The organism is Bacillus sp. ISL-7 (assembly GCF_018613065.1).
In genome coordinates, this window is record NZ_JAGGQW010000020.1 from 1 (window position 1) to 13,199 (window position 13,199).

Annotated in this window: 12 protein-coding genes, 2 tRNA genes and 1 other annotated feature (1 of these 15 running past the window's edge); of the genes, 9 read left to right on the plus strand and 5 right to left on the minus strand. The window is 37.6% G+C overall.

Annotated features, from left to right (window positions below):
- Positions 1–172 precede the first annotated feature (172 nt).
- Together J7E66_RS05090 and dapF are read left to right on the plus strand one after the other, a co-directional pair.
- Positions 173–949 (plus strand): hypothetical protein, encoded by a 777-nt coding sequence (locus tag J7E66_RS05090; protein WP_214998335.1) that lies wholly within the window; start codon positions 173–175, stop codon positions 947–949.
- Between the two features lie 79 nt (positions 950–1,028).
- Positions 1,029–2,012, plus strand: a complete 984-nt coding sequence (gene dapF / locus J7E66_RS05095) for a diaminopimelate epimerase (RefSeq protein WP_214998336.1) — start codon at positions 1,029–1,031, stop codon at positions 2,010–2,012.
- Between the two features lie 7 nt (positions 2,013–2,019).
- Here the strand turns inward: dapF and J7E66_RS05100 are convergent, their stop codons facing one another.
- Positions 2,020–3,861, minus strand: a complete 1,842-nt coding sequence (locus J7E66_RS05100) for a DNA ligase D (protein WP_214998423.1) — start codon at positions 3,859–3,861, stop codon at positions 2,020–2,022.
- A 130-nt stretch (positions 3,862–3,991) separates the two neighbouring features.
- On the opposite strand from J7E66_RS05100, the gene ku reads away from it, so the two are divergent.
- The 4 genes from ku to J7E66_RS05120 all read left to right on the plus strand — a co-directional run bounded on the left by ku (position 3,992) and on the right by J7E66_RS05120 (position 6,816).
- Positions 3,992–4,822, plus strand: a complete 831-nt coding sequence (gene ku, locus J7E66_RS05105) for a non-homologous end joining protein Ku (RefSeq protein ID WP_214998337.1) — start codon at positions 3,992–3,994, stop codon at positions 4,820–4,822.
- A gap of 112 nt (positions 4,823–4,934) precedes the next feature.
- A complete protein-coding gene (locus J7E66_RS05110) occupies positions 4,935–5,900 on the plus strand; it encodes a nucleoside hydrolase (protein ID WP_214998338.1) in 966 nt (321 codons plus the stop codon).
- Positions 5,901–6,223: 323 nt separating this feature from the next.
- Complete coding sequence (cspD, locus tag J7E66_RS05115; RefSeq protein WP_214712564.1) at positions 6,224–6,424, plus strand: cold-shock protein; 201 nt, start codon at positions 6,224–6,226, stop codon at positions 6,422–6,424.
- A gap of 188 nt (positions 6,425–6,612) precedes the next feature.
- Positions 6,613–6,816 carry a cold-shock protein gene (locus tag J7E66_RS05120; RefSeq protein ID WP_179195903.1) on the plus strand — a complete coding sequence of 68 codons (204 nt, stop codon included), beginning with the start codon at positions 6,613–6,615 and terminating at the stop codon, positions 6,814–6,816.
- A 43-nt stretch (positions 6,817–6,859) separates the two neighbouring features.
- Here the strand turns inward: J7E66_RS05120 and J7E66_RS05125 are convergent, their stop codons facing one another.
- The 3 genes from J7E66_RS05125 to J7E66_RS05135 form a co-directional block, all read right to left on the minus strand.
- The gene (locus J7E66_RS05125; protein ID WP_088090517.1) at positions 6,860–7,153 is read right to left on the minus strand and encodes a DUF6509 family protein; all 294 of its coding nucleotides are present in this window, start codon (positions 7,151–7,153) and stop codon (positions 6,860–6,862) included.
- A 394-nt stretch (positions 7,154–7,547) separates the two neighbouring features.
- Positions 7,548–7,639 (minus strand) — tRNA-Ser (locus tag J7E66_RS05130).
- 11 nt (positions 7,640–7,650) lie between these two features.
- A tRNA-Gly gene (locus tag J7E66_RS05135) sits at positions 7,651–7,724 on the minus strand.
- A gap of 216 nt (positions 7,725–7,940) precedes the next feature.
- On the opposite strand from J7E66_RS05135, the gene J7E66_RS05140 reads away from it, so the two are divergent.
- The 3 genes from J7E66_RS05140 to J7E66_RS05150 are packed head-to-tail and all read left to right on the plus strand — an operon-like array spanning position 7,941 to position 11,480.
- Positions 7,941–8,693: a DeoR/GlpR family DNA-binding transcription regulator gene (locus J7E66_RS05140; protein WP_285289197.1), complete on the plus strand. Its 753-nt coding sequence runs from the start codon at positions 7,941–7,943 to the stop codon at positions 8,691–8,693.
- Positions 8,690–9,604, plus strand: coding sequence for a 1-phosphofructokinase (pfkB, locus tag J7E66_RS05145; protein WP_214998340.1), 915 nt, complete (start codon positions 8,690–8,692; stop codon positions 9,602–9,604). The genes J7E66_RS05140 and pfkB overlap by 4 nt, the downstream gene beginning before the upstream one ends.
- Positions 9,605–9,617: 13 nt before the next feature.
- Entirely contained in the window at positions 9,618–11,480 is a 1,863-nt protein-coding gene (locus J7E66_RS05150; RefSeq protein ID WP_214998341.1) for a PTS fructose transporter subunit IIABC, read from the plus strand.
- Between the two features lie 29 nt (positions 11,481–11,509).
- Here J7E66_RS05150 and bcbE read toward each other — a convergent pair whose 3' ends face one another.
- Positions 11,510–12,796, minus strand: a complete 1,287-nt coding sequence (bcbE, locus tag J7E66_RS05155) for a bacillibactin exporter BcbE (protein WP_214998342.1) — start codon at positions 12,794–12,796, stop codon at positions 11,510–11,512.
- A gap of 179 nt (positions 12,797–12,975) precedes the next feature.
- Positions 12,976–13,199 (plus strand) — a binding site (T-box leader); it runs 26 nt beyond the window's last position.

Genomic DNA, 13,199 nt, shown 5'->3' on the forward strand with positions numbered 1-13,199 from the left:
ACATAGAAAAACCCGAATAAGGGGCACTTTTTAATTAGTGTCCAATATTCGGGTTATAGTTCAACAAAGTCATATCATCCCTTTTTTTTGTTCTTTAATCGAAATCTCCTATCATTTTTTAGTCGAATAGTAAATAAACTAAAACTAGAGGAATTGATAAGGAGTTTTCTAGATGAAAATAAATGAATATTACCGGGATACGGCTCATTTGAACTTAAATGGTAGTATTGCTGCTCTGATTCCAGCTGTTATGATAGTTGCTGGCAATCTTTCTATTATTAAAAACAAAGAAATAATGATATTAACTATACCTTTCCTGATTTATAGCTTGATTTGTTTTCAAATCTATCTTTTTAGAATAAGGCAGTCGATATCCATTGACAGAAATATGGCAAATTCAAAGCGCATTAGAGAGTCTTTATTTGAAACACGACATTTACTTGTCTTATTTCTGAACACAAACTCTCCACGCCTTCTACTCTATTTTCCTGACGGGCATCTAGCAGGGATGATTAAAAGGTTTCATAACCAGGGCTTAAAGAAGCTTAGGATTTCGAAAATTTATGCTCTCTATAATTTGGATAACGATGCCATCGGATATTTTAAGGTTACTGGCAAAAAGATTGAGGTATTTGACCATAAAAGGCATTATTTAGGCTGCTTTGAAAAAAGGAAACTAGATTGGAGAACAAATAAGAAGGAATTACTAGATTCGAAAGGCAGGTTTATTGGTGCTGTTGAAGGGTCATCTACTTTTATGGATGAGCAAGTAATAAACAAAAATGACCTTCCGGACGGACGGCTTCGAAGGGGATGGATGCCGGTTGAATGGAGTCCACTGTTTCCAGAACCTAATACACCAGTCCTCTCACTTAGGGAGACTTTATCAGAGGAGGATAAGCTTCTCCGAATGTCATTTATTGTTAACGAATATTTTATCGAAAGATAGAAGTATCGACAGTTTCCCTCATGAACATTGAATGATATGATAAATAAAACATGTTTATCAATTTTGTGGGGGTTTTACGATGCAAATCAATTTAATTAAAGGCCATGGTTCGGGAAATGACTTTCTAATAATCGACGAAAAATCGAATGGATATGCTTTTACGGAAAGTGAACGAGCGGGCCTCGCCAAGTTATTATGTAACCGTCAATCCGATTTGGGTGCTGACGGGATTCTTTTCGTTATGCAAAGCGAAAACGCAGATGGAAGAATGCGTGTATTTAACTCTGACGGGTCGGAAGCTTCAATGTGTGGAAATGGACTGCGTCTTGTGGCTAGATATGTTTGCGAACATCTAGGGCAAAATAGCGCTGTGATTGAAACGATGAAAGCCAATCTGAAGGTAAGCAAACAAAACGACCTTTTACAAGATATCCACACCTACCAAGTGGAAATTTCACCGGTGCTGTTTGAATTAAAAGCCCTCCCATTAAATTTAAATAAACCAACTCTTTACAATGAAAGAATTGAAAAACTTTCAGGGGATTTAAGGTTCACAGCTCTTGCAGTACCGAATCCGCATTTAATCGCCATTGTTGAAGCGGAACAGCTCAAAGGTGACCTCCAAAAACAACTTAGTGAAAAGGTGAATGGTCCCAATGATTTGTTTCCTGACGGCGTCAATGTAAGTTTTGTTAAACACTTGCAACCTGGTTCAATTTATGTAAGAACCTTTGAACGTGGTGTTGGTTTTACGAATGCCTGTGGTACTGCAATGTCTGCCTCCACGCTAGTCACTTGTTTACAAGAATTAAATGAGTTCGAAAAAGTTGTTAATGTTTATAATAATGGTGGAAGAGTCCAGTGTGTAGTCCACGAAAGCGAGGGGAAATATACAATTGACTTGATCGGAAATGCTACCTATCTTTATAATGCGACAGTCAATGTTGATCTCGAGCAAGGAGCGTTTACTGTCACTTCGAAAACGGAATTGATGGAACAGACTTCTTATGAGAAGTTACAATCAGAAGCAAAAAGGTATCTCGAAGACGGAATAAAAGGATAGGGCTCTCCTATCCTTTTTTGGTGCCTTTTTTTAGGATCTCTAAGACAGGTGCAAACGCCTGGGTTGATTTTGTTTGAAAGTAATTTGAAAAGGGATCACCTTGTTGGCGTATCCGCTTGATCGCATTTTCCATGTTAAACGATACTAGCTCGAGCTTTTCATTTACTTCCTCCCAATAAAGGGGGGTGGCAACACCTGCATGTTCGTTTCCTCGCATCGAATAGGGTGCAACAATCGTTTTTCCTTCGCTATGTTGCACATAGTCAACGTATAGCCTGTTCCCCCGCTTTTTTTTCATCCTCTCAATCGTGAAGGAGTCAGGATCCTTGGAAATTAAATACTCAGCGACAAAGCTTGTAAATAACCTGGTATCATCGTAAGAATATTCATTTTCGGGTAGTGGGATGTAGATTTGCAGCCCCTTGTTCCCAGAGGTTTTAATGAAACCTATTAAATTCAATTGATCGAGGACTTCTTTGATTAGAAGTGCTGCTTTTATCGCCAATTGAAAGTGGCCGATGGAAGGCGGGTCTAAATCAAAGACAATTTCACTGGGTCCCTTGCTATGAACGGTTTGAAATGGCACGTGGAACTCAATCGCTAATTGGTTACCAAGCCAAACGAGTGTTTTAAGATTATTGCAAAGAATATAGTCAATCCCCTCGGCTGAATGTGTCTGCACAAATTCAGGAGCATAATCTGGACAGTTTTTTTGATAAAATGCTTCTCCGATCATCCCGTGTGGAAAGCGGATGACTGTTAATAAGCGGTCTTTTAATAAAGGCAGCATATACGGTGATATTTCTCGTAAGTACAGGATATAATCGGCTTTGCGTATGGAAAGTTTTTCCCAAAGAGGTTTATCAGGATGGGTAATATCTAAGTCTTCTGGCAAGTTCTTTTGTGCGAAAATAAAACGATCGTATGTACATAAGGATGGTTCTAAATCAAAGCGAAATCGATCAAAATGGGGCTCACGCAGCTGATTTTCATAGAGTTCTAAATATTTTACTTCTATACAAATGGCAGGTTCAACAATAATCATTTGTGCATCTTCACGGAGCATATTTTGTTTAATTGTCTGTTGCAAAGCTTGTTTTTCCTCCGGTTTAAAGCCGAAAAGTACCTGGCCGATAGGATGGATCTTATTTTCCTTATAGACACTTACGTAAAAGTAACCATTTGTTTTATCAAAAGCATTAATAAAACAGCTTACATATTTCCAATTTTTATATTTCAACCATTGTAAGGAACGTTTTCCTTCTTCCCACAGACTATTCTTGTGTTTAGCAATAATTCCTTCCCCATCATTTAAAACAACCTTTTCCCATAACAAATCAAAATCATCATGAGCCTGGACAAGCTGAAGTAATTGTTCATCATAGGGGTCAGCCTCCAATTCCAATCCGATTTTTTGAAACAGTTTGATGAGTTCCTTCTTCCGTTTATGGAAAACAAGGGAATGTAATGCTTTTCCAGTCATCACAAGCACATCAAATACCATCAAGCGGCATGGAGACTTGCTAGCTTGTTCGTTAATTTTTCGTTCCGATTTTAATCGGCCTCGTATTTGAATCATTGAGAAATTAGCTTTATGCGTGTTTTCTAATGAAACGAGCTCCCCATCTAATTGAAGAGGTATGTAGGGTTTGAATTGTTTTTCATGTTTTAACAAAAATTCCTTTATTTCTGGAAATTGGGGGAGAAGTGACTTTCCGTTCCTGCTGGTCAGTTTAATTCCTTGTGAATCCCATTCCAAAATAGCTCGAAATCCATCATATTTAACTTCATAGAACCAATCAGGATGAACTGGTAGATCAAATGTAAGACTTGGCAGCATCGGTTTCATCATAAAAAAGTCCCTTCTTTTTTAGTTTATTTTGTTTAATTATCGTCGAATTCATCCTTTTCCAATTGTTTTTAGGAATGTGATTGTTTTGGTGACGTACAATAATAACAAAAAGATTGGAGAATTAACCATGCATACGATGTGGAAGGGCAGTATTAGCTTTGGACTTGTAAACATTCCCATCAAGCTCCATACGGCGACAGAAGATAAAGATATAAAGCTCCGGACCCTGCATAACAAATGTCATGCCCCGATTAAATATGAAAAGGTTTGTTCTGTTTGTGAGGAAGAAGTGAAGCCAGAGGATATCGTTAAGGCATATGAATATACAAAAGGGAAATTTGTTGTCCTTGATAATGAAGAACTCGAAAAGTTAAGAAAAGAAAACGAAGAGAAAGCGGTCGAAATTATTGATTTTGTAAAAATGGAACAAATTGATCCGATCTATTATGATAGAAGCTACTATATGTCTCCCAGTGAGGGGGGCGGAAAAGCCTATTCCTTGCTTCGAAAGGCCTTGTTGGAGTCTCAAAAAGTTGGACTTGCCAAAATCATCATTCGATCAAAGGAGCAATTAGCCGTTATACGGGTATATGAAAATGTCTTAGTCATGGAAACAATTCATTATCCTGATGAAGTTCGTAAAGCCGGTGATGTACCTAGTGTACCTTCAGAAGACAAAGTGACGAAAAGAGAATTAGACACTGCTATCTTACTGATTGATCAATTAACAACAGATTTTGAGCCGGAAAAATACACTGATGAATACCGGACTGCATTGTTGGAATTGATTGAGTCTAAAAGAAGTGGACAAGAAACTGTATCAGCTGCAACGAAGGAAGTAGCGTCAAATGTCACTGACTTAATGGCAGCATTACAGGCATCCATTGATCGCACAAAACCCAAAAAAGCGGCAGCTCCTAGAAAGAAAGCAGCAACAAGGGTCAAAAAGGAAGCATAATCTAAGAAATTTGCCAACGACCGATTCGAATTCTCTCGGGTCGGTTTTTCATGTTCTTTCAACCATTTTCTTTGCATAATTTTAATAAATATAAAAAATTGGAGGAGAGGCTATGGCTTATAATGTGCTCATGATTGCTGATCCTGGTATCGATGATTCGTTTGCGATCATGTATGCCTTACTTAATCCGAAAATAAACCTAGTTGGTATTGTCAGTGGTTATGGAAATACACCGAAAGAAAAATCGGTTAAGAATACAGCTTACCTGTTAACTTTAGGTGGGAGAGCAGATATTCCTATCATAGCAGGTGCAGCAGGACCAATATCAGGTGAATCAATAGTGTTTTACCCTGAGATACATGGCAAAGAGGGATTAGGACCAATCAAGCCTCCAGATACGATCCAGAATGTAAAAGTTTATGATATTAACAAAATTCTTGAAATTGTTACACAATATAAAGGAAACCTTGTGATTGTTTCTGTCGGAAGATTGACTGAGTTAGCATTGATGTTTATCTTATATGGGAATGACGCATTAAAGGGAGTAAACTCATTTTATATTATGGGAGGGGCTTTTTTGGTCCCTGGAAATATTTCTGCTGAAGCTGAGGCGAATTTTTATGTGGATCCAATTGCGGCAGATACCGTTATGGAAAAAGCTCATAATATTCATCTTTTTCCTTTAAACATAACAAACAAAGCAATTATAACTCCTGATATTATTGACTTCCTTAGCAAAAACAGCCCGACACCCTTTAAACCATTATTAAAACCAGCCTTTGATTATTACTATAAAGCCTATCAGAAGAATGTACCGGGAATTAAAGGTGCACCACTACATGATGTGGTCCCGTTAATGGCATTAACGGAACCGGATTTCGTAAAATATATCCCGAGAAGAGTAAGAGTAGAGGAATTTGGTAATGCCAAAGGCAAAAGCATCGCTGATTTTCGACCAAAACCTGATAAAGAACCGGTTAATACTCTTGATTACATTGGCATGGAAGCGGATTTACAGAAATTTGTCGTCAATTTCATGGAAATATTTTTACAAGGTAATTTCAATAAAGAGCTATGAACTCAATTGGGATTCATTGCTCTTGGAATACAATTCACCCCAACGTAAAAAATCTGATGGCTGGTGAGTGATAGGAAACTATTATATTTTTAACTGATATATATTCACTGAATTTCCTAGTTTTTGAAATTTTGTTGACTGAATAGCCGAAATGAGTTAAAATAAAGGTACGCTTTTAAGTTAGTTAAATATTTATTGGTTTAAGTAGTCGTAACTGCACGAAAATGTGGGTGATGTCTATTGCCCAAACGTGTTAGTGCGTCTTTTTTATTTTTTTAAATGTAGGATAAATTAAAAGTGAACTATATTTTGGGGGTTTTTCCATGAACAACGGTAAAGTTAAATGGTTTAATGCAGAAAAAGGATTTGGATTTATTGAAGCTGAAGGCGGTCAAGACGTATTCGTACACTTCTCAGCTATCCAATCTGAAGGCTTCAAAACTTTAGAAGAGGGCCAATCAGTTTCTTTTGAAATCGTTGAAGGCGCTCGCGGACCACAAGCTTCTAACGTTCAAACAGTTTAATTCTTTTAAAAAAAGGTGATGCACCATGATTAAGCATCACCTTTTATATATATGATTTATACACAATTAGAATAGTTTAAAAGTCAATAGGATACTGCTAAATGATGTATTTGATATTTTCCATATTATTTAGCTAGCAAACTAAGTATTTAAAAACAGTCATGCACTAATTACAAGGGGTGATCGTTTTGGCGTTTGGTAGAAAAAATGATGAGGAAATCAAATTAGAAGAAACTAAAATTTGGGTATGTAGTTCAGAGACTTGTAAATGCTGGATTCGCGACAATTTTAAAAGCACTGATGTGCCACTATGTCCGATCTGCAAAAGTGAAATGACTGAAAGTACTAAAGAATTGCAAGTAATTCACAATCATAGTAAGAATTTTATGTGATCAAATTGTCAGCAGGGAGGTTTCATTTCTCCCTGCCTTTTTATTATTCTTTTGCGTTATCTTTGCAATAGGCAAGGACCAGTTCTTCTTCATCCTCTTCCAGATCAAAGTCAAGGACCTTTTCGCTCCCTTGTTCATAAAGATAAAAGTTGGTTATTTTGTCACCATTTTCGTCGCTGACGAAAATGGCCCTTAGGCCAATTCCTTTATCCGAATAAAGCTCATCCTCTTCATCTACATCAAGATCTAAGAAAAACTCATATCGGTCACCTGATAATAAACCGAATGGATCTTCCAATTTTTCAACTGAGTGTCCAGTAATGTTCAAGTGTATCATCCTCTTCAAATTATTCATCCTAATTATTATACACATATTTAAATCAACAAGAAAAACTAGAAGTAGCATTGTTATTATTATTTTTCTCGAATAGTGTTAATTTTACATAATAATTTCAAATCATTTTGAAATAAATGTGAGTAATTCCATAAATGGGATTATTCTATTGCAGGATTAAGGTAAGATAAAAATGTAAAAAAACACATAGATTGTATGCAGTCCTTTTCTACCTTTCAGTTTGCAAGGGAAAAATGTCCTCTATGTATTAATAGGGACCCTGAATGGTTAAGTCCTTATCAATAAGGAACATGCAAAAACCGCCAGAAATTATTTCTGGCGGTTTTTATATTAATATAAACACGATAAAACATCGTGTTTTTTGAAAGAATATGTATGGAGGAGAAGATGAGATTCGAACTCACGCAACGGTTACCCGTCCTAACGCATTTCGAGTGCGCCCCCTTATAACCACTTGGGTACTTCTCCATTTTGTCCTATGGAGCGGGTGAGGGGAATCGAACCCCCGCCGTCAGCTTGGGAAGCTGAAATTCTACCATTAAACCACACCCGCAATATTTTAAAATGATACATTAATATTATACCATAATCATTCGACATGGAGCAGAAAAGTCTTGTTTTTAAGTTGATATATTATGTATTGTAGAAAAATTCAAATAACGTTCAAAATCATTCAATTTATGAATGATTTTGAAAGAAAATGATTGATTTTTGCAATCGTTTTCAGTATTATGTTCTTAAGAAGAATAAAAAAATAGGTGGTGATGACTTGTTAACACCAGAACGTCATCGAATCATACTTCAATTGTTAAAAGATAAGAATGTTATTAAAATTAATGAAATTATGGAATTAACCGAGTCTTCGGAGTCAACAATTCGCAGAGACCTCTCTTTGCTAGAAGACCAAAAATTTCTAAAGAGGATCCATGGAGGTGCCTCAAGATTACAAGGGAAACTTCAAGAGCTAAGTATGATTGAGAAATCCTCCAAAAACCTTCAAGAAAAACGATTGATTGCTCAATATGCAGCGAATTTAGTGGAGGAAGGAGATTGCATTTATCTTGATGCTGGGTCCACTGTGATTGAAATGATTGAATTCCTGCCATTAAAGGAGATCGTTGTTGTCACGAATGGATTAATGCATTTAAAGCCATTATTAGATAAGGGCATATCGACCTATTTAATTGGCGGTTTGGCGAAGCCGAATACAAATGCTTTCATCGGAAGGGGAGCCTTAGCTGGTTTAGACCTTTACCGTTTTGATAAATGTTTCATAGGTGTTAATGGCATCCATCCACAATTTGGATTTACAACTCCAGACCAGGAGGAAGCAATGGTGAAGCAAAAGGCAATTTCACTTTCAAGAGAGACCTATGTTTTAGCAGATAATACAAAGTTTGCTGAAATCTCGTTTGCCAAAATTGCTGATATCCATGAAGCAATTATTATCACAAATGATATAGATGACGAAACGCAGAAGCAATATGTAAATAGAACAACGATAAAGGTAGTGACATCATGATATATACATTAACTTTAAACCCTTCAGTCGACTATATAGTAAAATTAGAGAGCTTTCATCTAGGAGAATTAAATCGAACTATAAATGAGGCGAAGTTTCCTGGTGGAAAAGGGATAAATGTCTCAACGGTATTAAACCAATTTGGTACCAAAAGTAAGGCACTTGGATTTATTGGTGGTTTTACTGGAGCTTATATTGAGCAATATCTGCATAATGAAAAAATTGATACAGACTTTGTTCAGGTTGATGAAGATACTCGAATCAATGTAAAGATTAAGACCAGTCAAGAGTCAGAAATTAATGCCATTGGTCCAAATATTTCCGAACAAAACTTCATACGCCTAAAACAAAAAATTCACCACTTAGGGGCAGATGATCTATTAGTACTAGCTGGAAGTATCCCCGCTAGCTTACCTAAAACAACCTATGAGGAACTAGTGAAAATTTGCAGTGAAAGTGGAGCAGACTTTGTTGTTGATGCTGAAGGTGATTTATTAAAAAAGGTTCTTCCTTATCGGCCATTTTTAATCAAACCGAATCATCATGAACTGGGGGAATTATTTGACACCACCATTGCAAACCCAGCTGATGTCATCCCATATGGCAAAAGACTCGTGGATATGGGAGCGAAAAATGTAATTGTTTCTCTTGCAGGCGCAGGAGCAGTACTGATAAATAGCGGAATGACACTTTTTGCGGAGGTTCCAAAAGGGGAAGTGAAAAATTCAGTTGGGGCAGGGGACTCTATGGTCGCAGGTTTCTTGGCTGCCTACGGGCGGACCAGAAATATTGAAGAAGCTTTTCGTTATAGTGTAGCGTCAGGAAGTGCAACAGCCTTTTCACTAGGTTTATGTACCAAGGAAAAAGTAGAAGAACTCCTTCCACAAGTTCATATTAAAGAAATCCGTTAAGGGAGAGAAAACCATGAAAATTACTGAATTATTATCAAAAAATACGATTCTTTTAAATATTGAAGGCAATCAAAAAGAAGCAACGATTAATCAGCTGGTTGATGTTCTTTTTAATGCAGGGAAAATATCGGATCGTACTGAATTTAAAGCAGCGATCCTAAAGCGTGAAGAGCAAAGTACAACTGGAATTGGGGATGGGATCGCTATCCCGCATGCTAAAACAAAAGTAGTGAAAGAAGCCGCTATTGTCTTTGGTAAATCAGCTGCAGGTGTTAATTATGAATCATTGGACGGTAAACCGGCACATCTATTTTTTATGATTGCTGCTCCAGATGGTGCGAATAATACACATTTAGAAGCGTTAGCCCGACTCTCTGGTTTGTTAATGAAAGCAGAAGTCCGATACGATCTTCTAAAGGCAACCACTCCTGAAGAAATCATTGACACCATTAACCGAAATGATAAAGAAGAAAAACAAGAAACAGTAACAATAAGTAAAAAGAATTTAATAGTTGCTGTTACAGGATGTCCAACTGGTATTGCACACACCTATATGGCCGCCGACTCCTTAAAAGCAAAAGCATCTGAAATGGGTGTAGATATTAAGGTTGAAACCAATGGTTCTGGCGGCGCAAAAAATATTCTGACCAAGGAAGAAATTGAAAATGCAACAGCAGTCATTATTGCTGCAGATATCAATGTGGAAATGGAACGATTCAACGGCAAGCATGTCATTCAAGCAGCAGTAGCAGAAGGAATTCGTCGCCCAGAACAATTAATTGATAAAGCGCTAAAGCAGGATGCACCTATATTTCGAGGAAATGGCGGACAAAGTGAAAAGGGATCCGATCAAAAAGGGTCACGTACAGGCTTTTATAAGCACCTAATGAATGGTGTTTCTAATATGCTTCCATTTGTTGTCGGCGGTGGAATTCTTATTGCGATTTGCTTTATGTTTGGTTATAACTCATTTAAGCCTGACGATCCATCCTACAACCAGATCTCAGAAGCATTAATGACGATTGGCGGCGGTAACGCATTTGGACTCATTGTTCCTGTTTTAGCAGGTTTTATTGCTCTAAGTATTGCAGATCGTCCAGGTTTTGCTCCAGGTATGGTTGGCGGTATGATGGCGGCAAGTGGCGGAGCAGGCTTCCTTGGCGGTTTAGTTGCTGGTTTTCTCGCAGGTTATGTTGTCCTTCTTCTGAAAAAAGTATTTGCCGGACTGCCTAGATCTTTAGAAGGTATTAAGAGTATCTTACTGTACCCTCTTTTTGGAATTGCCATCACAGGATTCATCATGCTTTATGTAGTGAATAAACCAGTTGCATGGTTAAATGGAACAATTGCTGATTGGTTGACAGGACTTGGGACAGGTAATGCAGTTTTATTAGGTATTGTGCTAGGTCTTATGATGTCGTTTGATATGGGGGGGCCAGTTAACAAGGCTGCCTATGTATTTGGAACAGGTTTATTAGCGAGTGGTGTTTATGAACCAATGGCAGCGATTATGGCTGCAGGTATGGTACCGCCGCTAGCAATTGCTCTTGCAACGACATTCTTCAAAAATAAATTTAATGACCAAGACAGAGATGCTGGTAAAGCATGTTATGTAATGGGATTATCCTTCATTACCGAAGGGGCGATCCCTTTTGCTGCAGCTGACCCATTGCGTGTCATTCCTTCCGTTATGGCTGGTTCAGCTATCGCAGGTGCACTTTCAATGGCGTTCGGAATTGGTCTCCGCGCACCACATGGTGGAATATTTGTAGTCCCATTGGTTGAGAATGGAGCCCTTCTTTACGCACTAGCTATTTTAGTTGGATCAGTTGTATCAGCACTATTAATCGGTTTCTTAAAAAAGCCAGTGAAATAATTAAAAAAATGAAAGAGCTGAGGGATTCCTCAGCTCTTTTGTCCTTGTGCATTGGGTTTTATGGCCATTAGTGCGACAAGTGCAGCAATGATACTTAGACTGCCTAAGAGAATAAAAATCCAATGGATCGCATGCTTTAATAACAATGCAATAATCGGAGGTCCAGCAGCAACTCCAATAAACCTCATGGAACTATAAATTGATGAAATGGTTCCTCTTTCTTTTTTTTCAACGCCTTCGGTAATTAATGCGTCTAGACATGGAAGGCCTGCACCGATTCCAATTCCGCTAATAAGAAACATGGTAATCATGTACCAAAGCTTAATCGAAAACCATAATGCACCAATGGATAAGGCTGTTGCGACAATTCCGGCAAACGTGATCCATTTCATCAATATTTTATTTTTCTTAATCACCTTACCGCTTATAAACGATGATAGGCAAAGTGCTCCTAGTGGTAATGCAAGAAAAAATCCCTTTTTAATATCCTTAATGTTGTATTCTTTTTCAAAAATTTCCGAAAGATAAAATAAAATCCCAAAAAGGACTAGCATGAGTATTCCACCAATAAAAAAGATACCGTATAGCCAACGGCCCTTTTCAGTAAAGGTTTTTTTCACGTTGATGAAAAACTCTTTGAAAGGAATTGGTTTCTCGGTTGTTTTTGGACTTTTGACCAGAAATATGATCATCACAACGGAAATGGCACAAAATACAGGGAATGAAAAAAACGGCAAATACCATATGAATCCTGCTAGAAAAGCCCCTAAAATAGGACTTAATACTTTCCCAAACGTATTGGATGTTTCAATTAGACCCAAACAACAACTAACATCATCTTCGTTATTAAACATATCACCAACCAATGGCATGACAATAGGAGCCGCCCCTGCTGCTCCGACCCCTTGCAGTGCTCTGCCAGCTAAAATAATCCAATAGGCATCATCAAGTTTCCATGAGGCAAATCCTGAAATTAGACCGCCAATACCGGCAATGATGAGACTAGGGATAATGACCTTTTTTCGACCAATATGGTCTGATAGGTATCCTGCGACAGGTATTAAAAAAATGGCGACAATCGAATAGACAGTAATTATCATACTCGTTTGAAAAGATGAAATGGATAATTTTTTTTCCATTGAAGGTAGAACTGGTATTAACATTGAATTTCCCAATGTCATGACTAAAGGAATGGATGACAGTGAGATGATTGCCCACTTTTGATTAGATATCTCATTGGACCGCTTTTGTCCGGCTGCAGATTGTTTCTTTTTCACAGCTTTTGGATTTTGGCTTAAATGTTCAATATGTTCCATTAATCTTCAATCCCGCCTTCATGATTTGCTATTATTACTATTCGCTTAATCACCTTAAAAAACCCCAGTTAAGGCATCCTTTAAATGGAAAAGCATTAATTTGAAATTTTCTAAATCTTTCACTTGACTTTCACTTGAAATTTGCGTAGGATAAAAGTCAACAACATCAAAGTTAAATAATTAACTCGTTGAGCAAGAGGAGTACACTAATTTATTTCTTCCAAGAGAGTCGGGGTAGGTGGGAGCCCGATAAGAAAGGATTTGTGGAATGGACTTGTGAGAGGCATCTTGAACCTGAGTAGGGATGCACGGAACTCCACCGTTAAAAGGATAGGATATCGAACGGATTGTTCCGTATCTGAAGAGGAAGCAGGTTTTATCCACTGCTTCAAATGGAGGTGGC